Origin of the sequence: Streptomyces solitudinis, from assembly GCF_036323765.1 — a bacterium.
Taxonomy (GTDB): Bacteria; Actinomycetota; Actinomycetes; order Streptomycetales; family Streptomycetaceae; genus Streptomyces.
The window spans coordinates 338,855-361,625 of record NZ_JAZDCW010000002.1; the positions used below are offsets into that span (position 1 = coordinate 338,855).

At 68.8% G+C, this 22,771-nt stretch carries 15 protein-coding genes and 1 tRNA gene; 5 read left to right on the forward strand and 11 right to left on the reverse strand.

Annotated elements, in window-relative coordinates; genetic code table 11:
- Positions 1–993 precede the first annotated feature (993 nt).
- A complete protein-coding gene (locus V1J52_RS05185) occupies positions 994–3,105 on the forward strand; it encodes an AIPR family protein (RefSeq protein WP_330138392.1) in 2,112 nt (703 codons plus the stop codon).
- On the opposite strand, the gene V1J52_RS05190 is transcribed toward V1J52_RS05185, so the two are convergent.
- From V1J52_RS05190 to V1J52_RS05200, 3 genes are all read right to left on the reverse strand, one after another.
- Positions 3,066–4,754, reverse strand: coding sequence for a serine/threonine-protein kinase (locus V1J52_RS05190; protein ID WP_330138393.1), 1,689 nt, complete (start codon positions 4,752–4,754; stop codon positions 3,066–3,068). The genes V1J52_RS05185 and V1J52_RS05190 overlap by 40 nt on opposite strands.
- 79 nt (positions 4,755–4,833) lie before the next feature.
- Positions 4,834–5,025, reverse strand: coding sequence for a hypothetical protein (locus V1J52_RS05195; RefSeq protein ID WP_330138394.1), 192 nt, complete (start codon positions 5,023–5,025; stop codon positions 4,834–4,836).
- An 11-nt stretch (positions 5,026–5,036) separates the two neighbouring features.
- The gene (locus V1J52_RS05200) at positions 5,037–5,888 is read right to left on the reverse strand and encodes a helix-turn-helix domain-containing protein (protein ID WP_330138395.1); all 852 of its coding nucleotides are present in this window, start codon (positions 5,886–5,888) and stop codon (positions 5,037–5,039) included.
- 251 nt (positions 5,889–6,139) lie between these two features.
- Between V1J52_RS05200 and V1J52_RS05205 the strand changes: the two genes are divergently transcribed.
- Positions 6,140–6,553 carry an ATP-binding protein gene (locus V1J52_RS05205; RefSeq protein WP_330138396.1) on the forward strand — a complete coding sequence of 138 codons (414 nt, stop codon included), beginning with the start codon at positions 6,140–6,142 and terminating at the stop codon, positions 6,551–6,553.
- A gap of 45 nt (positions 6,554–6,598) precedes the next feature.
- Here the strand turns inward: V1J52_RS05205 and V1J52_RS05210 are convergent, their stop codons facing one another.
- From V1J52_RS05210 to V1J52_RS05235, 6 genes are all read right to left on the reverse strand, one after another.
- The gene (locus V1J52_RS05210) at positions 6,599–9,799 is read right to left on the reverse strand and encodes a type I restriction endonuclease subunit R (protein ID WP_330138397.1); all 3,201 of its coding nucleotides are present in this window, start codon (positions 9,797–9,799) and stop codon (positions 6,599–6,601) included.
- A gap of 6 nt (positions 9,800–9,805) precedes the next feature.
- The gene (locus tag V1J52_RS05215) at positions 9,806–10,420 is read right to left on the reverse strand and encodes a DUF4276 family protein (protein ID WP_330138398.1); all 615 of its coding nucleotides are present in this window, start codon (positions 10,418–10,420) and stop codon (positions 9,806–9,808) included.
- Positions 10,417–11,661 (reverse strand): AAA family ATPase, encoded by a 1,245-nt coding sequence (locus tag V1J52_RS05220; protein ID WP_330138399.1) that lies wholly within the window; start codon positions 11,659–11,661, stop codon positions 10,417–10,419. Before V1J52_RS05220 ends, V1J52_RS05215 begins: the two co-directional genes overlap by 4 nt.
- A 7-nt stretch (positions 11,662–11,668) precedes the next feature.
- Positions 11,669–12,856 (reverse strand): restriction endonuclease subunit S, encoded by a 1,188-nt coding sequence (locus V1J52_RS05225; RefSeq protein ID WP_330138831.1) that lies wholly within the window; start codon positions 12,854–12,856, stop codon positions 11,669–11,671.
- A gap of 92 nt (positions 12,857–12,948) precedes the next feature.
- On the reverse strand, positions 12,949–15,015 hold the full coding sequence (locus V1J52_RS05230; RefSeq protein ID WP_330138400.1) for a type I restriction-modification system subunit M: 2,067 nt from the start codon (positions 15,013–15,015) through the stop codon (positions 12,949–12,951).
- A 78-nt stretch (positions 15,016–15,093) separates the two neighbouring features.
- A complete protein-coding gene (locus V1J52_RS05235) occupies positions 15,094–17,214 on the reverse strand; it encodes an N-6 DNA methylase (protein ID WP_330138401.1) in 2,121 nt (706 codons plus the stop codon).
- Positions 17,215–17,401: 187 nt separating this feature from the next.
- On the opposite strand from V1J52_RS05235, the gene V1J52_RS05240 reads away from it, so the two are divergent.
- Positions 17,402–19,096, forward strand: a complete 1,695-nt coding sequence (locus V1J52_RS05240) for a TIGR04141 family sporadically distributed protein (protein ID WP_330138402.1) — start codon at positions 17,402–17,404, stop codon at positions 19,094–19,096.
- 396 nt (positions 19,097–19,492) lie between these two features.
- Here the strand turns inward: V1J52_RS05240 and V1J52_RS05245 are convergent.
- Positions 19,493–19,564, reverse strand: a tRNA-Arg gene (locus V1J52_RS05245).
- Positions 19,565–19,663: 99 nt separating this feature from the next.
- Positions 19,664–20,770 carry a ferritin-like domain-containing protein gene (locus tag V1J52_RS05250; RefSeq protein WP_330138403.1) on the reverse strand — a complete coding sequence of 369 codons (1,107 nt, stop codon included), beginning with the start codon at positions 20,768–20,770 and terminating at the stop codon, positions 19,664–19,666.
- A gap of 200 nt (positions 20,771–20,970) precedes the next feature.
- On the opposite strand from V1J52_RS05250, the gene V1J52_RS05255 reads away from it, so the two are divergent.
- Both V1J52_RS05255 and V1J52_RS05260 read left to right on the forward strand, forming a co-directional pair.
- The gene (locus tag V1J52_RS05255) at positions 20,971–21,912 is read left to right on the forward strand and encodes an AurF N-oxygenase family protein (protein ID WP_330138404.1); all 942 of its coding nucleotides are present in this window, start codon (positions 20,971–20,973) and stop codon (positions 21,910–21,912) included.
- 125 nt (positions 21,913–22,037) lie between these two features.
- Positions 22,038–22,751, forward strand: a complete 714-nt coding sequence (locus V1J52_RS05260) for a TetR/AcrR family transcriptional regulator (RefSeq protein ID WP_330138405.1) — start codon at positions 22,038–22,040, stop codon at positions 22,749–22,751.
- Positions 22,752–22,771: the final 20 nt, after the last annotated feature.

Sequence of the window (22,771 nt, forward strand, 5' to 3'; positions counted from 1 at the left end):
TACAACCCGGTCATCCCGCATACACCTCGTTGCGATGAAGGCGCCTACCCGTGAAGGAAGTCGCGCTCTGTGCGCCGGTCAGCGTCAATCCTGCCCCTGTCGGCTACCCGGGGCTGTGTCCACGTCGCCCCCATTGACCCGGGGCCCTGGCTCATGTCAGGCCAACGGTGGACGAGTCCTCGCCGTCCAGCGCGCCGATGTCGACCAGGAGGATATCGCGCCGGTGTCCGGCGGCGTCGATGACCGGCATCGCCGAGGAGGGGCCGCGGCGAGGCGGCCGAAGGCCTCAGTGATCGGCTCGATGACCATGCGGAACGACGTCCACTCCATGGCTGGCGGTTTGGCGCGGGGTCGGCTTGGCTTCTGACGGACTGGGCGAGAGCGTGACGGAGCCGACCGAAGCGGCGAGAGCAGGGGACACGCGAACCGGAGGTTCGGAGCTGGCGCGCTACCATCCTCGGAGCCTGGCTCGGTGTGGCGGCAGGCGGTTCGGGGGCGGGAGTCAATGGCATTCGCACGACCAAGGCGGGCAGATTTCCCGTCTTCGGCGCAACCGCTGCGGCTGGCGATTCTGCGCCCTGGCAAAGATTTACTTCGTCTCCTCGATGCCGACTACACCAATTCTCCGCATTCACGACCACGTGCCCTTCACCGCTGCTCTGCACCGGACGAGCCCCGACGCGATCTAGCCCTACGGCCAGATCGCAGCGGTGGTCTCGTCCGCGGCGGAGGCCGGCCTTCAGGTCCTCCTGTCGACGCACTCACCCGCCACCTTGTACCGACCGACTTCGCCCGGCTGGTGCGCGACGGCTGGTTCGGTGCGCGTGACGTGCCCACCGAAGTGGCCTTGGACTGGGTAGGGGCCACCGTCGAAACGGTCGGTGTCGCTCTGGTGGTCGTCGACTTCAGCAGTCGGCCGCGCGGTAACGGCTCAGGGATCGGGACGCGAACTCAGGGCATCGCATGACATCACCAGAAAGAAGGCAACCAATCATGGCCACCTCGGGGGCGGATACGCCTCGCCAGGTCACACAGGTACGCGAGCAGCTGCACGAGACGTTCGACGGGATGATAGACGACAGCGACATCGCCCACTTCCGAGGGGGCCATTACGAACAGCGCTTTCTCTCCCGTGCTCTTGCGGCCCTCGCGGTACGGCGCGTGGGCAAGTGCGGTGTGGCCGAGGCGGCCCGGTTCGTGACGGACGGCATTGCGGACCAGGGGCTCGATGCCATCGCCCCCCTGCCCGAGAGCGGACAGGTTCTGCTCGTCCAGGCGAAGTGGAGCGACAAGGGCACGGCGACCTTCGACGTCGACGCGGCGAAGGCGATGGTGGACGGTCTGAACCGGATCGAGAACGAGCTGTACGACCAGTTCAACCAGCGTGCCGCAGATCTCGCGCTGGAGGCGAGGACGCTCCTCATCAAGGGGAAAACAACCCTTGTCATCGCGCTGATGGGTACCGCGGAGCCTTCCCCGCCGGCACGCGAGGTCCTCGACAACGCTCGCGACGAGTTCAACCGGTACGGCGCACGCCTGGGTGTCGAGGTGCTGTTCGCCGCCGATTTCCACGAGCAGGTCCACGCGGATCTCCGGCCGGAGGCAATCCGTCTGCACGTACGCCTGGACGACTGGTACCAGCAGAAAGGACCGCTTGAGGCATATCAGGGCACCGTCTCCGCTGAGAGCGTCGCCGGGTGGTACGAGACGCACGGGACCGGCCTGTTCGAGCAGAATCTCCGGGCCCCGCTCGGGACCACCGTCACCAATGTGGAGATCGGCCAGACCCTCACCTCCGACCCCACCAGGTTCTGGTACCTGAACAACGGCATCACCATGATCTGCGACGAGCTCAAGACGCATCACGAGAGTGCCAAGGCACCGCGGAGCAGGCCGACCACTCTTGAAGTCACCGGGGCGAGCATCGTCAACGGCGCTCAGACGGTACGGGCGGTCGCCAGGGCCATGCACGACGACGGCGAGGCAGCGGCCAACGCCACCCTGAGCATCAAGGTCGTGAACACGCGTGAGGACCGGGAGTTCGGCGTACAGGTCTCGCAGGCGGCGAACCGGCAGAACGCCATCGAGCAGCGCGACCACATCGCGCTGGAGCCCGTGCACCAGGCGATCAAGGCCAATCTCCGTGCCGAACTGCGCAAGCAGTACGTGATCAAACGAGGTGAGCTGGCCGCCCCGGAGACCGGCTGTTCACTGGACGAACTCGCCCTCGCCCTGGCCTGCCTGTACCCGGACGCCGAACAGGCCGCCCGGGCCGCGAGTTCCACGGAGAACCTCTGGGAGCAGGGGTCCACCGGCAGTCACACCCTGCTGTTCAAACGCGAACCCTCGCCGCAGAAGGTGTGGCGCTCCGTGCTCACACTGCGCGCGGTGCGCAGCGCGGTCTACGAACTGGGCAGCGGGCGGAACAGCCGCGAGGCGGCGACCGCGGAGCACGGTGGTCTCCTCGTCACTCACCTGGTCTTCCAGCACCTCGGTCCCACGAGCATCGACGACCCCGACTTCGACTGGGACAGCGAGATCCTGGAGAAGATCCCCGCCCTCGTGCCGGAGCTGGTGCGTCGGCTGACGCACCAGCTCGTCACTCGCTACGGGCCGCGTTCCCAGATTCGGACCGCCTTCCAAACCGCGGAGACGTGCCGGGAGCTCGCTAAGCAGGTTCTTGCCGACCTGGCCGACGGCGTCGGCGTTCCCGCACCTCCCGCGAAGGAGCGGAAGAAGCGTCGCCCGAACACCGTGCCGCTCCTGGTCGACCGCCGTGTCCTCAAGGACGGAACGCCTCTGCGGTACGTGGCGCTCAACGAGCCCGAGCGTGAGGCCACGGAGGAGTGGCTCGCCGAGGACGAGAGACGACGCCAGGCCACTTGGGTCAACCACCGGACCAAGCCGATCCTGTGGGCCTACGACGAGCAGCGGTACTCACCGTCTGGGTTGGTGTCAAGGATATGGGAGGACGCCGGCTGGGATGAACGGCCCGTGTCCAACCAGGGAACGGCTCGCTGGGGCCAGCCGGACGGCCGGAGCCTGTGGAACCTGGCTCAGCGCATTCACAGCGAGGACGACGAAGAGGACGGAGAGGAAGCCTGACGGCCTGTGGCACTGCGAGGGCCGGACGTCAGTGGGGGGCGTGACCCGTCCGGGCCGCGCAGCCGGGCGAGGAGAGCGGCGATTTCGCGGGTCTCCTCGTCGTCCTCGCCGAGGAGTACGCACATGTCCTCGTGAAGGGCGTCGAGAACCCCCTCGGCCTCGGTGCGGCGGCCTTCTGAGACAAGGAGGATGCCGATGCTGCGGCGCAGGTCGAGAGCGGTCTCGGAGCCCTCTCCGGTCGCGCCGGAAACGACCTTCAGGACCTCCTGGAACTCCCGCATGGCGGCGGTGGCCTGACCGAGGTTGGCCCGGCAGTAGGCGGCGTGCCGACGGCACTCCAGCGCGCTCTCGCCGGCCGGGCCCGCCGTACGGGTGTAGACGGCGGCCAGCGCGTCGAACTCGGGCAGGGCACGCCGGTAGTCCTCGCCGGCCATGAGGACCGCCGCACGCTGCCGCCGCAGGGCGAGCACACGGGGGTTGTGTGCGCCGAGGGCGGTGGCCGCCGTGGCGATCACCGCCTTGAGGACGTCCGCGGCCTGGGCGTACCGTCCCCCTTCCGCGAGGTCCGCGGACCGGGCGTAGGCGTCTCGGACGGCGTCCCGCAGCGCGGTGTCGGCGCCCCGCGGGACCGGTCCGGGAGCCACCGGCTCGGGCGGGGCCGCGGGCGCCGACGTCCGGCGCAGCGGTGCGTTGGGCTGCCGGTAGACCACCGTCGGGTCGGGAACCGCGGAAGGGCAGTCCCCGCCGTCGGCGAAGAACACCGGGACAGCCGCCGACCCCGGTTGCGGGAGGTGCGGCGACAGGCGCTCGTACACTTCGTACGCGTCGGCCGGCCGCTGCTCGGGCACCTTGGCCAGCAGTTCCAGGGTCAGCGCCTCCAGACCCTCCGGCACCTCGGGCCGCAGGGTGCGCAGCGGCTTCGGCGGCACGTCCATGTGCTGGCGCAGGAACTGGTACTCGCTGTCGCCGCTGAAGACGGGTTGCCCGGCCACGAGCTCGTGCAGCACGCAGCCGAGCGCGTAGAGGTCGCTGAGCGGCGTGATCTGCGCGTCGTCGATCTGCTCGGGTGACATGTAGCGGCTGGTGCCGATCAGGCTCCCAGTGGCCGTGAGCCGGGTGACGTCCGTGCGCAACAGCTTGGCGATGCCGAAGTCCAGCACCTTGACCGTGCCGTCCGCAGCGATGAGGACGTTGTCCGGCTTCAGGTCCCGGTGCACGACCGGGATGGCGTGGGCGTACGACAGCACCGTGCAGATCTGCGCGGCGATCGACGCGGCCCAGCTCACCGGGAGCCCCTCAGCCGCTCCTTCTTCCGCACGCGTGAGCACCTTGCGCAGGGAGAATCCGCGTACGTACTCCATCACCAGGTACAGCCGGTCGTACGACGCCTCGTCCAGCACCGCGTCGAACACCTGCGGCACCCCGTGATGTCCGATCCGTGCGGTGACGCGCGCCTCTCGCTCGAAGCGGCGGGAGAACTCCTGGGCCTGCGCGGGCGACGTGACGACGTCGGGCCGGATGAGCTTGACCGCGATCTCCCGGTCCAGGACGGTGTCATAACCCCGCCAGACCGTGCCCATACCGCCGGACTCGATCTCCTCGATCAGTTCGTAGCGGCCCTGCTCGCCGATCCTCCCCGCCTGCGCCACGCGCGCCCCCACAGTACTGATGCCCCGCCAGCCGACTGCCGTACACGGTACCGAGTGGCGGCGGCGCGCGCGGCGGGTTCTACAGGAGGTGGTCGGCCTTGCCTGCCTTGATGTCGGTGATGAGGGTGCGCAGGGCGTCGAGGGAGTCGGTGAGGTAGTGGTCCTCCTGACCGTTGACGGCTATGTAGCCATTGCCGTCAGCGTCGGTGCCCAGGCGGAAGCAGGAGCTGCCCTCGCCGCAGAGCGGCGCTTCCCAAGTGATGTCAGCCATCTGGCTTCTCCTCATAGCTGTCGAGCGATCTGGCGGATGAAGTCCCGGGACTTTTCGACGGAGAGTGCCAAGTCCTCCAACAGGTCGAGCTGTGCCCGGTATTTCGCGAGTTGGTCGTCGGCGTGCAGGAAGACAGGTCCGTGAGAGTTGTCCACCTGCACGGTATCGAGCTGCCGCACAGGCCCTTCGGTGTAGACGACTGTGTGCCCTGCTCCAGGGAAGGAGCCGTGGCTGAAGGGAAGGACGAGTACGGTGACGTTATCCCGCTCGGAGACATCCAGCAGGTACTCCAACTGCGCCTGGGCAACGTCTCGCCCGCCGAACTGCATACGGAGGGCTGCCTCGTGTATCACCGCCACGTACGGGGTCGGATTGGCGCCGGTGATCACCTTCTGGCGCTCGGAGCGGTGAGCGAGCCGGAGAGCGACCTCGTGTTCGGGAAGCTGTGGGATGACGGCGCGGAAGATGACCATGGCGTGCTCCGATGTCTGGAGCAGCCCCGGGACGTGCACGGTGTTCGCGCCTCGTAGGCGTACCGCGCTGTCCTCAGTTTCGGAGATGTCCAGCAGACCTTGAGGCAAGCTGCCCCGGTAGCGCTCCCACCACCCTGCTTCGCTCGGCTCCGCCATCTCGGCCAAGGCGTTGACGTACTCCTCGTCGGCGCAGTCGCAGGCGCAGGCGAGCGTACGCAACCGCTCGACGCTGATCCCGCGTAACCCGGACTCCATGTTGGAGATCCTGCTTCGGTCGACGCCGAGGAGCCCTGCGGCGTGCTCCGCGGACATACCAGCCGCGGTGCGCATCCTGCGCAACTCACTTCCCAGACGCTTCTGGCGTTGGGTGAGGACCGTCCTTGGTGGCATGCCATTCCTTCCGTGCCGCACGTGCCTCTTCTGCAACGTGAGACCAGGTTCACCACTTCGAGGCCATTATTGCGAAGCACGTGGCAAATATGGCCCCCACTACCCTACCGTTGGTATCGCACACGCTACACATCGCAACACCGGAAGCGCACCGCGCGAGCATGCCCGCCTGCCCTGGCGCGGGCGTGCCCGCGACCAGGGCGGCAGGCCACCGGAAATCTCAAACCCCTGATCGAGCAAAGGAGTTCGTCATGCCCGAGATCCCCCTCGTACCCGCCCACTGGCGCTTTCCCGCCCGCCCCGCCTCCGTACGACGGGCCCGGCACGCCGTCACCGCATCGCTGCCGCAGGCCCTGCGGCAGCGGCTCGGCGACGACCTCGGCCTGCTGACCTCCGAGCTGGTCACCAACGCCGTCTGCCACGGCACCCGCCGGAAGGCCGGGGAGCTGATCGAACTCGTCCTGTGGCCGGCCGACGGGCACTACTGGCTCGCCGTCTCCGATCCGGGCGCGGGCCGACCGGTGCTGACCCGCCCGGACGCGGACTCCGAGAGCGGCCGGGGCCTGCTCCTCGTCGACACCCTCGCCACCGCCTGGACCGTCCGGCCACGTCCCACGCGCGGAACGTCCGTGGTCGCGGGGCTTTCGCTCCGCCGGGGCGGTTGACCCGGTGGAGCGGTCGGCGGGGACGGGCGCGGAAGGCCGGGCGAGTCAGGCCGCCTCGTCGTCGATGTGCTCCTCCCTGCGGATCATCCGCCAGGCGGCGCGGCGCGCGCTCTGGTTGAGCGACTGCTTGAAGCTGTCGTCATGGCTGAAGTACTGGCGTCCCATGTCGGCGACGGTGTCGATGTGCTCGGCCATCTTGTCCTCGAAGACCTCGTCGAAGACGAGCCCGAAGTTCTCCTCGTCGTTGACGGCGGCGGCGCGGACCTTCGGGTCCGCCGTCGCCTCGGAGAACGGAGTGATCACGTCCTGCTCGGTGAAGTCGGTGCCGAACTTGTCATTGAACCTCTCGATCAGCTCGGACAGCGGCGACTTCTCCTGCTCCTTGGGACCGCCCCCGCCCTCGCCAAAGCCACGCAGCTCCGCCGCCCCCTCGGCGGTCAGCGTGAGGTCGTGCTCGCCGGTCTTCTGGATGCGCAGGTGACTGAGGTCGACGTCCCCTATGTCCACGCCGCCGTCTCCGCGTCGCGGCAGGCGGTTGAGGAGGTGGCGGCCGTAGAGGTAGAGGCGTTCGAGGTCGGCGTCGCGGTAGGGCACGATCTGCGAGAGGAAGCCGTACTTCCGTACGTAGTCGTTGAGGTCAGCACGGAACTGCTCGGCGGTTTCGCGGGCGTCCTCGTCCGGGTCGCCCGCCTCGTCCCTGCGGTCCAGCAGCTCGGTGAACCGCCTGACGGCCGGGCCGAGGTGCCGGTACAGCTCCGCGTGCAACTTCTCCCAGCGGGTCGCGGAGCCAGCCGCCTTCTCCTCGGCCGCCAGGCAGGCGTCGGCGAAGTCCCGCATCTCCTCTTCCACGAGGATGTCGGGCCGCATGACGTGGCTCTGCGCGGTGTAGAGGAGGTTGGGGTCGGATGGGAGGGTGTTCGCCTCCTCGAAGTACGGGCGGAAGGACTCCTTGATGTCCTCGGCGTCGTTGACGAAGTCCAGTACGGCCAGGTCCGCCCGCGACTTGCGGTCGGCGGTGCGGTTCAGGCGGGAGAGGGTCTGGACGGCGCTGATGCCCGCGAGCTTCTTGTTCACGTACATCGTGGTGAGCAGCGGCTGGTCGAAGCCGGTCTGGTACTTCTCGGCAACGACCAGGACGCGGTACTCGCGCTGTGTCGCCTTCCCTCCGGTGCGCACGGCCTTGTCGTCCTTGCGCGTGTACGCGAACGCCTTCGGCAGCGCGGATTCGGCCAGGCCGCCGTTCTCCTTCGGCTCGGTCGTCTCCTCGCCGTCGTACGGCAGACTGCCGGAGAACGCGACCAGGACGCCGGGGTCGGCGTACGCCCGGTCGTCGATGTACTTCCTGATCGCCCGGGCCATCTGCACGGCACTGTGCCGGGAGGCCGTCACCACCATGGCCTTGGCGCGCCCGCCGAGCCGACCGGCGGTGTGCGTGCGGAAGTGCTCGACGATCACCTGTGCCTGCTGCGTCACCGTGGAATCGTGCGTGAGCGCGTACCGGGCGAGCAGCGGGTTCGCCTTGGCGGGGTCCACCTCGCGCTCGTCCGGGTTCCTGTTCACCAGCTTCCAGTACGTGTTGTAGGTGACGTAGTTGTGCAGGGGGTCGAGGATGAAGCCCTCCTCGATGGCCTGGCGCATCGAGTACGTGTGGAAGGGGACGTACGCTGGCTTGCCGCCCACGCTCTCCAAGGCGCCGAAGAGTTCGAGGGTCTTGGCCTTGGGCGTGGCCGTGAACGCGAAGTAGGAGAGGTTCGAGGCCTTGCCGCGCTGGGCGGCCTTGCGGATGAGCCCGGCTTCGGTGGTGGCTGCCGCCGCCAGCTCGGTCGCCCCGGCCTCGTCGGAGTCCGAGTCCAGGCCCAGGTCGCGCAGCGCCGCGCGGACGGCGGTGGCTGCGTCACCGGACTGCGAGGAGTGCGCCTCGTCCACGATGATGGCGAAGTTGTGGCCCCGGATCTCCGTGGGGTTGCGGCGCAGGTAGTCGATGAGGGCCGGGAAGGTGTGCAGCGTGACGGTGATGATCTTCCCGGTCTCGCGGGACAGCGCCCTGGCGAGCTGGTCGGACTTCGCGCCGTGCTTCTCGTCGATCTTCACGACCAGACCGGCGGTCTTCTCGAAGCTGCCGACCGTCTCCCGGAGCTGGGCGTCGAGGTTGCGGCGGTCGGTGATGATCACGACCTTGTCGAAGACGGGCACGCCGGGCCTGAGCCCGGCGGCCAGGGCATCCGGGTCGATAGCGGCCGGATCGGTGGGCGTGTGCAGCGACGACAGGCGGTGTGCCAGCCAGCCGATGGTGTTCGACTTGCCGGAACCGGCGGAGGCCATGCCCAGGTAGTTGTGACCGGCGCCGTGCCGGGCGGCGTGGTCGGCGAGCTTCTTGACGATGTCCCACTGGTGGTAGCGCGGGAAGATCAGCTTCCTGCGGGTCCGCCCGTCCGGGCCCTTCTCCTTGCTGAGGTGCACGAACCGCTCGATCAGGTCCAGCCAGGTGTCCCGCTCCCAGATCTGCTCCCACAGATACGAGGTGGCGTACGTCCCGGGGACCGTGGGCGCCGGGTTCCCCGCACCGCCGGGCTTCCCCGGGCCCTCCGACCCGGTGTTGAACGGCAGGAACCGGGTCGCCCTGCCCCGCAGCTCCGGGGCGACGAACACCAAATCCGTGTCGACGGCGAAGTTCGCGATCACGCGCCGCGCGAAGATCAGTTCGGTGGGGTCGCGGTCGGTGCGGTACTGATCCTTGGCGGCCTCCACCCCCTGGCGCGTCAGGGCGTTCTTCAGCTCGGCCGTGGCCAGCGGGACGCCGTTCAGGAAGAGGGTGAGGTCGAGGCGCTTGCCCCGGTCCGCCTGCTTGGCGGCGTACTCCAGCTCCTTGACGAAGGTCAGCCGGTTCGCCCGGTAGTCGTCCAGCACCGTGTCCGACGCGACGAGCGACGGCTTGAAGTACGCGAGCCTGATCAGGACACCGTGGTCCTTCACGCCCTTGCGGAGCACGTCCAGCACACCACCGGTCGCCATGACCTGGTCCACGCGCTGGGCGAACCCGGCCTGTGCGGTGTCGGGGTCCCCGCCGTAGAAGCCGATCAGCTTGTTCCAGTCGTCGGCCTGGGTCCTGCCGATGAACTCGAAGAGCTGGGCTGTGTCCAGACCGAGGCGGGGACGGTAGTCCCGCCGGTTCCCCTCCCGCCAGCCGCGCCGCAGCAGAGCGGCGACTATGGCGTTCCCGAAGGCTGCTTCGTCATGGATGGGCATGAGCGGCTATTCCCCCCGCTTTCCGGTGACCAAATACGTGATGTCGCGGCAGAACTTGGCGAATGAGGGCGAGTTGGCGCGGGCAAGGCTGAAATCCATGCCTTCGGTCAGGGCCGCCTGGTCCACGCGGGGGCGGTACCGCCCTCCGCCGCGCCGGTGATGGGTCAGCCAGCCCTTGCAGTCACGTAACGTCTCACTGTTGGCCGGAACCTCCAGGGGCTCGGCGAGCCCCGCCCGGCCGCCGAGGGAGGAGGCTGAGGCGAGGAACCACGCCTCGAACTCCCGGTTCGCCAGCACGACGGCCGTCCGGCGGTCCGGGCGGGCGGCCACGGCACGGGCCAGCAGCGAAGGCCCGAGGCTGGCCGGGCAGTCGTCGTCGGCATCGATCACGGCCAGGATGCCGCCCGGGTGGTCGGCGGGTACGCGCCTCGCCTGGGCCTCCACGGCGGCTTCCAGACCGCCCGGCCGGACGAGTCGGCCGCGGTCGACCAGGAAGGGCGGCCGGATGTCCGCGTCCCAGATCTGCGCCTCATGCATCAGTCGCCGCAGGAGGACGGGCAGCGCGCTGATCTCGCCCTCGCCTTCGACGACGGAGGCGATCGTGACCCTCGGGTGGTTCACTCCTCACCCTCCGGCTGCTCGTCCGGCTGAGCTGGGGGGCCGACGAACGGTCGCAGTTGGTCGGAGCGCAGCAGTTCGGCCGTGGTCGCCAGGCCGTCGGCGACAATCGACCGGCTCACCGGGTCCACTTCGCCGATCACCGTCACCCCGTGTTCGGCAGCGACCACGCGGATAGCGGACAGGTCGGCCTCCTTGCGGTCGAACAGCTCCGCACTTTGCGTGGTGGCCAGGACCTGCACGTGCTCGCTGGCTTCCGTCAGCGCGTCGTAAAGGGCCCCAGCCGCGAGCGGGTGCAGCGCCAGCTCGGGCTCCTCGACGGCGATGAGAGGCATAAAACCCTCGCGGGCGTCGGGCTGGAAGAGCGCGGTCAGCAGGCCGATGGCACGAATGGTCCCTTCCGACATGGACTCGGCGCGGAAAACGTGCGGTTCGGTTTCGCCGTCGGTGGCGAAGCTGATCCGCGCCGCGATGTAGTCGGCCGAGGGGTCGGTGGGACCGGCCTCCACGACACCGGGCACGATCACACCGAGATACTGCGAGACGCGTTGACGCTCCTGTTCTCCGAGCACGGCCAGGGCCGGGCCGAGTTCGCCGCCGTCCTCGCGCAAGGCTCCGGCCGTCGGCGTGTTGGGGCTGGCCTTGCGGAGCTTGGCCAGGTCAGGGCTGTAAAAGAACATCTCCGAGAGAGCCGCGTTGAGTTCCCCGAACGGCTCGCCCTCGCTCAGTTGCGAAAGGCGCAGGTGTCTCTTGGGACGCCCCCTCCCCTTATTACGGTCGCGCGTCAGGAAGCGCTCGGTGTCCGCCTGACTCTCGTCCCCCACGGGAAACATCTCGCACAACTCCCGCTGAACGCGAACACCAGGTCCCGTGTCGCGGCCCGCCTCGGAGGCGGTCGGCGGGGCGAGGGTGACTTCGTACTGCCCTGCCCAGGGCTTCGCCTCATCGGTGATGGCCGGGAGGTGGAATTCCAGACCGATCGTGCAGGAGGCCGACGGCTCCGGGACCCGGCGCAGCACCTCCTCCCATCCGCCGCGCGCTGACACGGCCTCGACCGGGCCGTTCACCAGCGCGTCTCGGACGAAGCGCAAAGCATCCAGGAAGTTGGACTTGCCTGCGGCGTTCAGGCCGAGCAGCACGGTGAACCGGCCGAGAGTCACGTCGCAGTGCGCGATGGACTTGTAGTTGTCGATACGGACACGGGAGATGAACGGTGCCGGACTGCGCGGCGCGGCTGAACTCATGGCGCGATCATTCCTCGATCCCCCGTCCGCTGGCAGTGGACACGTCGATCTGGCCGGTGACGGCAGCGGTGATCAGCGCTCGGCGCCGTTCAGCAAGGAGCGAGCTCTGACGTACAACAGTGTCTGAAAGACGGTCGATCTTTGCGTTTTGCTCCCGGATTCGCTTAACGATTTTCCGTTGCTCATCTAGCGAAGGGAGAGGAATACGTAGCATCTGAAGGTCTGGCACATAGATTGTTTTATGGGTGGAGCCCATGGCCAAGCGGCCAAGTAGATCAGCACGCATCGCACGTAGGCACCACAAGAGGTAGTACGGATCTAGTCGAGGGCCACATGTCCACGTCACGAAATCCTGACTCGTGGCCATAACGGTGCCCATGACAGCCGAATACCCAGCAGAAGCCGTGCGGCAGAGGACAACGGTGCCAGCAGGGTGCAGCTCCGCGGCCGAGTTCGCCAGGCCGAGCTCGCTAATCTTCTCCCTCGTTCCGAGCAGATCCTCGCGCCGGTCGTCGCGTACTTGTTTTACCTCCCCAGTGGTGATCCATGGGATTCTGCAGTCAGTCCACCACTCCGGGCGGGAGCGGCTCGGAGTATGCCCGCTTCCCATTCGAGCCAGTAGGCCTACCCTTACTTCTTGCCAATCGACTGGAATTGTCTCCAACCAGGCGAGGGTTGAGGGGCGGCGGTCTTTTCTCTCCGTATCCGCCACCGCTGACATTACTCCTGTTGCTCGGCGCTCGAAAAGACGTCCTCGGAGGCGATTTTGCACATCGATTAGTCCGTCGATGCGGGAGACTTCGGCGTCAAGGAAATCAGCGATGCGGCGCTGTTCCTCTAGTGTCGGCAAGTCTACCGGCAGGTCACGAAGAAAGGTGTCCGGTACGCGCCGCTGTCCTGCAACGCCGTACATCTCCGCCTCCCCCTTTTTAAGGAAGCTGTGTGTGTTTACCACGTACAGGAGGAATCGCGGGTCGATGAGCGCCCCGGGGCGGATTACGTGGAGTTCCGTACTCCCGGCGCCTACGCCTCGGTGGAGGCCGTTAATCAGTACGGCCCGCCCAGCCTCGAATGTAGGCGTAATCTTTGGCACAAGTACGTCGCCGTCCTGGAAACGTGTATAGCCAGTAGCAACGGATGCCTTGGTCCGGCGCCGTGAAGTATCTAGCCTCTGCCCAGGCCATACAGCTTCCATGGGGAGGAAAGTGAGCTCCTCCTCGTTCGCAAGGCGATCGAAATCCGGTGTCAATGGATTGACGTCAGCGAGGTGCCGCAGACGCACGGCGGTCACTCTGTCACCTCACCCAGTAGCGCCTGGATCTCGCCCTCCAGAGCCTTCAGCTCTGCGTCGATCTCCGCCAGCGGCCGAGGCGGTTTGTATGTATAGAAATGCCGAGTGAACGGGATCTCGTACCCGATCTTGGTCTTGTTGTGGTCGATCCACGCGTCCGGGACGTGTGGCAGCACTTCGCGGCGCAGGTACTCCTCCACGTCCTCGTCCAGCGGGACGTTTTCGTAGTCCCGCAGCTCCGAGTCCGGCTCCGGTTCGGCCTTGATGCGCTGGACCTCACCCTCCGGGTCACGGATACCGACCGCCTCCCGCAGGGCCTTGCCGAACGGCGCACCCTTCGGCCACAGCAGGCCGGCCGCGACGACCGCGTCCTTGAGGTCGATCCACGCGTCGGACTTCGTCGCCCAGGACTTGCCGACCAGCGGACGCAGCGCCGCCGCGAACTCCTCGGCGTCCGTGGCCCGGGCGATCGGTTTGGAGGCGGTGATGGCGGTCAGCGTCTCCTCCGTCACCTCGAAGCGGAGCTTCAACGGGCGTTCGACGGTGATCCGGCGATACCCGAAGTCCTCGTTGCGGAAGACCTTGATCTTCCCGGCCCGGTCGGCCAGGTCGTGACCGCCGCCCTTCTCCGCCGCGTCGACGATGGCCAGCGCCTCCGTGTAGAGCCGCGTGATTTCGGAGATGTGCCCCTCGCCCAGCTCCTTGCGCTTGTCGCCGAGTGATTTGCGCATCTTGCGCCAGTAGTCGCGCGCGTCTAGCAGGATGACCTTGCCGCGCCGGTCCCTGGCCTTGCGGTTGCTCAGCACCCAGAAGTACGTGGAGATACCGGTGTTGTAGAAGAGCTGGTCGGGCAGGGCGACGATGCCCTCCAGCCAGTCGTTCTCCAGGATCCACTGACGGATTCTGGACTCACCCGACTCTGCCGCGCCCGTGAACAGCGGGGAGCCGTTGAAGACGATGGCGATCCGGCTGCCGCCCGCCCCCGAGGCGTCCACCGGCTTCATCTTCGCGGTCATGTGCTGGAGGAAGAGCAGCGAGCCGTCGTTGATGCGCGGCAGGCCGGCTCCGAACCGCCCACTTTCACCAAGGCGCTCGTGTTCGTCCTCGACGATGTCCTTGACCTTCTTCCACTCCACGCCGAACGGCGGGTTGGCCAGCAGGTAGTCGAAGGTAGCGCCGTCGTGGCCATCCTGGCTGAAGGAGTTGCCGAACTTTATGTTCTCCGGGTCCTGGCCCTTGATCATCATGTCCGACCGGCAGATGGCCCAGGACTCGGCGTTGAGTTCCTGGCCGAAGACCTTGACCGTGGCGTCCGGGTTGAGGGCCGTGATGTGCTCCTCGGCCGCGCTGAGCATGCCGCCGGTGCCGCAGGCCGGGTCCATGACCGTGCGGACGGTGCCCGGCAGGGCCAGCGCCTCGCTGTCCGGCGCGACGAGCAGGCTGACCATCAGCCGGATGACCTCCCGGGGCGTGAAGTGCTCACCGGCCGTCTCGTTGGACTGCTCGGCGAAGCGCCGGATCAGCTCCTCGAAGATGTAGCCCATCTGGTGGTTGGTGACGATCTCGACGGGCCTGCCGTCCTCGCCGAGCACGACGTTGCCGTCCTCGTCCCTCTTCACCGGCCGCAGGTCCAGGTCGGCGAACCGTCCGACCACCTGGTACAGCAGGTTCGCCGTGTCCAGCCGCCTGATCTGCTGGGCGAAGTCGTACCGCTCCAGGACTTCCCGCGCGTTCGGGGAGAATGCGCCGTAGTACTCGTTGAGGTACTTCGCCGCGTGCGAGGGGTCGCCCGCGATGGCCTTCAGCGTGTAGGTGCTGGTGTTGTAGAAGCTGTGGCCGGACGCCTTGCGCAGGAAGCGGTCGGGGTTGATGTCCTGGCCCCGGAGGCGGTCGGCGGCTTCCAGGACCTTGTCCTTGGTCGGGGCGAGGACGCACTCCAGGCGCCGCAGCACGGTGAACGGCAGGATCACCTTGCCGTAGTCGGACTGCTTGTAGTCGCCGCGCAGGAGGTCGGCGACCGACCACGCGTGGTTCGCCAGTTCCGTGTGCTTACTGCTGTTCAACGGAGTCCTTCCGGTGTCCGCCGTCCCAGCGGGACGGGTATGTCAAGTCTGGCCGCTCGCGGTGCCCGGCCGCAGGTCTTACGCCGTTCCGTGACCGTGCGGCAACAGCGCGCCGCCGGTGAGTCCGGCGCCGAGGAGGAGCGTGACGTCCTCGGCGGCCCGGTCGGCGCGGCGGGCGGCGGTGCGCAGCTCGTGCAGGCGCCGGAAGGCGGCGCCGTAGCGCTGCTGTTCGGCGAGGGGGAGCAGGGGGACGCGCAGGCGTCGGGGGTCCACCCGGACGACGGATGTGCCGGTGGCCGCGGCGTTGACGTTCTCCTCCGCGGCGAGGAACCCGGCCAGGAACCAGGGGTCGAGCCGACGCCGGTCCGGGCGGAAGAGCAGCAGGCGGGGCCCGAGGGCGCAACCTGCCTCGTCCGGCTTGACGACCCTGGCCATGACGGTACGCCCCGCCGGGATGATCTCTGTGAGCAGCACGTCGTCTTCCTGGAGCGAAGGGGGAGCGATGCCGGAGGGGAGGTCCGCTCCGGTGCCGGAGGCAGGGCGGTTCTCCATGACGTCGGCGGCCGTGAGCGCCGGTCGTCCGCCGGGCTCCGGCTCGGGCTCGGGCTGCGGTTGGCCGCTGCGGGTCCGGCGGCCCGGGGGCGCGGTGCGCAGCACGTCGAGAGCTCCGCCGCGCAGAAGGTCCGCGACCGTCGCGGTGCGCCAGTCGCGGGGGCGGTCATCGGCCGGTGGCCAGCCGTCGTCGGTGCTGAGGCCCGTCAGGTCCCTCGCGGCTTGCTGTAGCCGGTCGTACAGCTCCGACGCCTGCCGGGCCAGCACGGCGGGGCGCAGGGCTTGCCGGGAAGTGGTCCGGATGTGGCGGGCCGGGGTGAGGTCCACGGCCTCGGTGAGGAGGCCGGGGACCGGTACGGCTCCGGCGATGCCCTGATCTCCTGTGAAGCCGTCCTGGTCGGCGAGGTACCGCCGCCACGCTGGCAGCACGGTCTCGTTGACGGCGGCCCAGTCGAGACCTCGTTCCCCGGTGGCCGCGTCGACGAGCAGCACCGTTCCGGGGGGCTCGACCTGCGGATCGGGCTGTTCGAGCACCCACAGGTGCAGGCCGATGTGGAGCGGGGTGGCCGCGCCCTGAGGGAGCGAGACGACAGCGCGCAGGGCTCCGTCGCGTACGAGCTGGGCACGGACAAGCCGGCCGGCGGTGCGCTCCGCGACGGCGGGCGGCATGAGGAGTACGGCACGGCCGCGGGGCGCGAGGTGGGCCAGGGAGTGCTGGACCCAGGCGAGTTCCGGCTCGCCCCTGGGCGGCACGCCGTAGGCCCAGCGCTGGTCGTACACCAGATCCCCGTGCCCCCAGTCACGGACGCCGTACGGCGGATTGCACAGGACGGCGTCCGCGGTGAGACCTTGGAAGGCGTCGGCGCGCAGGCTGTCCCCCGTGCGTACGGAGACCGCCGCTTCGGGGGTGCCCAGCCGGATCCGCACGGCGGCCTGGGCGGCCTGGGCGGCCTGGATGTCCTGGCCGTGCAGTTCGGTCGCACCCGCGGACGCCGCCGCGGCCAGCAGCGATCCGGTGCCGCACGCGGGGTCGAGGACGCTCGCGGGAAAGGCGTTCGCACCGTCAGTCAGGAGCTGGGCCATGAGGTCCGCCAAGGGGCGCGGCGTGACGTAGGTGCCGGAGCCCCCCGCCGTCTCCTGCAAACGTTCGGCCAGGACGTCCGTCGCGGCCTCGGCGCCCTCCGTGGAGACACATCGCACCAGGGCCCTGAGTGGTCCGGTCACGTCGGCGCCGTATGCGAAGCCCTTGATTCCCGGCATGTCGCCCCCTGCGGAGTCCGCGGCCGACCGGAACCACCGCAGCAGCGCGTCGTCCCCCAGCAGGGGAAGGGCCTCGCGTTCTCCCCGGTCCAGCCGGGCGGCCGCGAGTACCGCGGGGAGTAGGCGCAGGGCCGGTTCGCCGTCGCCGGAGCGGGTGCGCAGCGCGGTGCGCAGTTCGTCCGCCGGAGTGTCCTGGGGGAGTTGGCCACGGGCGGAGAGCCAGGCACGTACGGCGCCGAGGTCGTAGGTCGGGCTGGTGTCCGTGCCTCCCACCGGGGCGGGGAAGTCAGGATGCCGACGGCGCCAGTTGCTCACCGTGGCACGGGTGACCCCGGCCAGCCGGGAGATGTCGGCGGCGGTCACGAGTCCACTGGCCTGCTGGTTCATGGGCTCCTGCCGGTGATGTGGGGTGTGTTCGACGGGCTCCAGTCTATACCGACCCCCGTCCGTCGTGAAGTATTTGACACCGCTTTCAGTGACCGCTCTACTGGTGGTGCTTTCACCGGGACTCTCCGGCTGTCCTGCGGCTCCCGGGCTTCCCTCTGCCCTCAACACCTCAGAATGGAGCGGCGCCATGGCACCTGGCACCTCCGCCACCTCCAAGCGCACCTTGTACCGGCTCGCGGGTGTCGCCCCCACGGTCGACGCGATGTTCGACGTCCTCGAACCGGCGCGGCTCGAAGCCGTCGACGCGGAACTGCACTTCCCGGAGGAGCGGTTGGGAGTCCCGGCCCTGCTGGTCGCCGGCAGCTTCGAGCAGCCGGTCGCGAGCTGGTGCGGCGAGCTCACCCGCACGACCGGCTGCGAGGTGTCGCGGCCGGTGAACCGGTCGGCCGGGCTGCTGATGCTCGCGGTCGACGGTGAGGTGTACGCCATCGGCTACGACCAGGGCTTCCGCCTGGTGCCCGACCACGTCAAGGATCGGCGGTTCGGGCTGAGTTTCGTGATCCGCCGGGTGAACCCCGCCCAGATCCGGGACATGGTCTCCCATACTCCGGGCGGCGGCCGGACCGACATCACCCTCGTGCCCGGCGGCGCTCCGGTCTGGAGCCTGGGTGTCCAGGAGCACGCGCAGATCGTGCGGCGGCTGGGCGGTCGGCTGGACGGGCTTGAGCTGACCATCACGCAGGACGACCCTACGAAGATCTCCAGCGTCGAAGGCGGAACCGGGCTGCGGATGCGGCTCGGCATCGATGCAGGCGCCCTGGTATCGGACATCAAGGCCATCACCCGTGTCCTCCGGGACGAGGCCCCGGCTCCGGAATTGGAGTTCGTGGAACACATCGTCCCGGTCAAGGACGCTGGCCTCGTCACGCGACTGGAGGAGCAGCTCGACGACATGCTGGGAGAGGAACCGGACGGACGTATCGCAGCCGCCGTGCCGTCCGATCACTGGGACGACTACGGAACCGCCCAGGCATTCGCCACCAAGGTGCACAGCCTGGAGGCGCGCCTCACCGATGACTTCAGCCTGGAGTACGTCCTCGACCGGGCCCGCGTCCAGAGGGCGGGAACGCGCTTCGCCGCACTCCGGGACGGCACCGTCACCCTCTACGCGCACACCCGGGCGGAGAAGGGTGACGTCGTCTGGACGTCCGGTCTGCTGCGGTGGATCGAGGCGGAGGTGACGCTCGGTGCCCGCCGGTTCTCCCTGTTGGACGGGCAGTGGTACGAGATCGGTGAGGCGTACCTGGAGGCGATCCGTTCGCACGTGGAGCGGCTCGTCACCGGCTCGCCCTCGGTCGACCTTCCGGCCTGGGCGCTCGGGGACAAAGAGCGGGACTACAACGAGTCGGTGCCCGACCTGCGGCCCGGGTATGCCTGCTTCGACCGTGACAACGTCCGGACCGCGCTGCACCGGGGCAACGGCGTGGAGATCTGCGACCTGCTGAGCCCGGACAACGTCCTGGTCATGGTGAAGCGGGCCAAGGGCTCCGACGCGCTGAGCCACCTGTTCGGTCAGGCCGTGGTCGCCGTTCAGACCCTGCTGCACTCGCCGGAGGCCGTGGAGGAGTTCGCCCGGAAGGTGGCCGCGGCGAGGCCCGGCCAGGCCTTGCCGGACGGATTCCGGCCGTCGAAGGTCGTGTTCGCGATCCTGTTGAAGGGCGGGACCGAGCTCACCGCTGACACGCTGTTCCCGTTCTCCCAGGTCACCCTCGTGCAGACGGCCAGGATGCTTGAGGCGTGGGGCGTCGCCGTCGAGGTCATCGGGATCCAGGCCACGGCGGTGCCTGCGAGCCGGACGGGAATCCGCCACCTGGCCGCGTAGCGGAGGCACCTCATGGTCCTCGACATACTGGAGTGGCTGGGAGGAAGCACGAGAACTCGCCCTACCCGTCGCCGTTGGGCCGGGCGTCCATTCGACCTGCGGCACGCGTGCATCACGCGGTGGTTGAACGCTGAGGTGGCCCGGGGGGGGTGGGGAATTCCCCGGAGGTGATTCACCGCCGCTATCACGGGTGCGTGGACGGGCACGAGGAAGCCGCGAACCGCAAGATCATTGCTGCGCTGGAAACGGAGGGGGATGGCTGGTAGGCGTGTCGGAGGTGTGTCGCGGCTACTGAGAACCAATGAGAACAGGCGGTGCTCAGTGTGACTGAGCACCGCCTGTTCTTCTGGGCACCTGCCCTGGTCAGAGCCTTGATTTGACCTGCTGACCTAGAGGTGCCCCCGGCAGGATTCGAACCTGCGCACACGGCTCCGGAGGCCGTTGCTCTATCCCCTGAGCTACGGGGGCGATGCCGCTGATCGCGGCGACGAGTAGAACCTTACCAGCTCGGGATGGGTGGTCTGGAACGGCTTCCGGAGCGGTGCGGGGTGGTGCGGGGCGGGCGGATCAGTCGGTGGTGCCCTGGGCGATGGCGTCGGCGACCTCCGCGGTGCGGGCGGCCTCCTCGGCGGCGAAGCGTTCGGCGTCGAGCTTCTCGGCGATCTCCTCGTCCTGGCTCATGAGGAGGTCGAGGTTGGCGTCGCCCAGGTCGAAGACGCCCATGTCGAGGTAGGCGCGCTGGAGGCGTTCGCCCCACAGGCCGATGTCCTTGACGCAGGGGACGATGCGGCTGAACAGGAGCTTGCGGAACAGGCTCAGGTACTCGGACTGCTCGCTGTAGGCGTCGGCGAGGTGGGCGGGGACGCCGAAGTTCTCCAGGACCTCGACGCCCTTGAGGCGGTCGCGCATGAGGTAGCAGCCCTCGATGACGAAGTCCTCGCGTTCGCGCAGCTCGGCCTCGGTGAGCTGGCGGTAGTAGTCGCGCAGGGCCATGCGGCCGAAGGCGACGTGCCGGGCCTCGTCCTGCATGACGTAGGCGAGGATCTGCTTGGGGAGCGGCTTGCTGGTGGTGTCGCGGAGCATGCCGAAGGCGGCGAGGGCGAGCCCTTCGATGAGGACCTGCATGCCGAGGTAGGGCATGTCCCAGCGGGAGTCGCGCAGGGTGTCGCCCAGCAGCGACTGGAGGTTGTCGTTGATCGGGTAGAGCATGCCGATCTTCTCGTGCAGGAAGCGCGAGTAGATCTCGGCGTGCCGGGCCTCGTCCATGGTCTGGGTGGCCGAGTAGAACTTGGCGTCCAGGTCGGGGACGGATTCGACGATGCGGGCCGCGCAGACCATCGCGCCCTGTTCGCCGTGGAGGAACTGGCTGAACTGCCAGGAGGCGTAGTGCCGGCGCAGCTCCGCCCTGTCCCTGTCGTTCATCCGGTCCCAGTGCGGGGTGCCGTGGAGGGGCAGGGCCTCGTCGGGGATGCCGAGGGGGTCGTAGGGGTCGACCTCCTGGTCCCAGTCGATGCGCAGGGCTCCGTCCCACTGCTTGTCCTTGCCCTTCTGGTAGAGGGCGAGGAGCCGGTCGCGGCCCTCGTCGTACTCCCAGCTGAAGCGGGCTGAGCCGGTGGCGGGCACCTGCCACCGGGGGTCGTCCGGCTTGTTCGCGTACAGGTCGTGCGTCGGCATCGATGCCTCCTGGCTGCGCGTATGCGCCCGTGGACCGTCATGTGCGGCCGGTGCGGGGACCGTTGGCAGGCTCACACGTGTGTTACCGCACAGTCAACAAGTTCACTCGAAGGGATTGACGTCCTTGCTGACAGGCAGTCTCATAAGGGGAAGGCCGATGTGACCGCTGGTAACCCAGACGCAGTGAGGTGCACTCCCCCATGACGACAGCCCCCGACCTCGCGGACGAGCAGGCACTGCTGCGCGACGCCCTCGGTCTCCTCAAGGACCGCGAGCAGGTCGCCGAGCGCCTGCTCGAATCCTCCCGCAAGCACTCCTTCGACCCCGACGAGGAGCTGGACTGGGACGCGCCCCTTGAGGAGGGCAAGTGGTTCTGGCCGCCGGAGCTGGTCTCGCTCTACGACACCCCCTTGTGGAAGCGCATGTCGCAGGAGCAGCGCATGGACCTGGCCCGGCACGAGGCCGCCTCGCTCGCCTCGCTCGGCGTCTGGTTCGAGATCATCCTCATGCAGCTCCTGGTGCGGCACATCTACGACAAGTCGATCACCAGCAACCACGTCCGCTACGCGCTCACCGAGATAGCGGACGAGTGCCGCCACTCGATGATGTTCGCCCGCATGATCCAGCGCGGCGGGGCGCCCGCGTACCCGGTCCGGCCGCTGTACCACAACATGGCCCGCATCCTGAAGACGGTCTCCACCACGCCCGGTTCGTTCGCGTGCACCCTGCTGGGCGAGGAGATCCTCGACTGGATGCAGCGGCTCACCTTCCCCGACGAGCGGGTGCAGCCGCTGGTGCGCGGCGTCACGCGCATCCACGTCGTCGAGGAGGCGCGGCACGTGCGGTACGCCCGCGAGGAGCTGCGCCGCCAGATGGTGACGGCGCCGCGCTGGGAGCAGGAGCTGACCCGGCTGAGCTGCGGCGAGGCGGCCCGCGTGTTCTCGATCGCCTTCGTCAACCCGGACGTGTACGCGCAGGTGGGCCTGGACAAGCGGGAGGCCGTCGCCCAGGTGAAGGCCAGCGGCCACCGCCGGGAGGTCATGCAGTCGGGGGCGAAGCGGCTGACGGACTTCCTGGACGAGATCGGCGTGCTGCGCGGCGTGGGCCGCAAGCTGTGGCGCAGCTCCGGGCTGCTGGCCTGAGCGCGGCGCCCCGGGGCGTCGCGGCGGGGGCGGGCCCCGGCCCCGCGCGGGCCCGCCCCCGCCGCCGTACGGGGGCGCCGCCCCGACCGGTGCCGGGCGGGCCCGCGCCCGTTACGCTGCCCGGTATGACCGCCCCCGCGTACCGACGGCTGAGCGTGGAGCAACGCCGGAGCCAGTTGATCGGGGCGGCGCTCGGGCTGTTCGCCCACCGGCCGCCCGAGGAGGTCTCGCTGGACGACGTGGCGGGTGCGGCGGGCGTGTCCCGGCCGCTGGTCTACCGCTACTTTCCCGGTGGCAAGCAGCAGTTGTACGAGGCGGCGCTGCGCGGCGCCGCCGACCTGCTGGAGGGGTGCTTCCACGAACCGCCCGCCGGTGCCCTCTCCGGCCGGCTGCTGCGGGTGCTCGACCGCTACCTGGCCTTCGTGGACGAGCACGACGCGGGCTTCACCGCGCTGCTGGCGGGCGGCAGCGTGGTGCAGACGTCCCGGACGACGGCCATCGTGGACGAGGTGCGCCGGGTGGCGGCCGAGCAGATCCTGCTGCACCTGGAGGTCGACGAGCCGGGCCCCCGGCTGCGGTTGATGGTGCGCACCTGGATCTCCGCCGTGGAGGCGGCCTCGCTGATCTGGCTGGACGAGGGCAAACAGCCGCCGCTGGACGAGCTGCGCGACTGGCTGGTGGACCAGTTCACCGCGCAGCTCACCGCCACCGCGGCGCGGGACGCCCAGTGCGCCGAGGTGGCGGCGCGGGCGCTCGGGCAGGAGGTGCGGGAGGGCCCGGTGGGGGAGCTGGCCCGCCGGGTCGTCCCCGTCGTGGCCGGGGCGGCGCACCTGCTGTGACGGCGGGCGCGCGGCCCGGG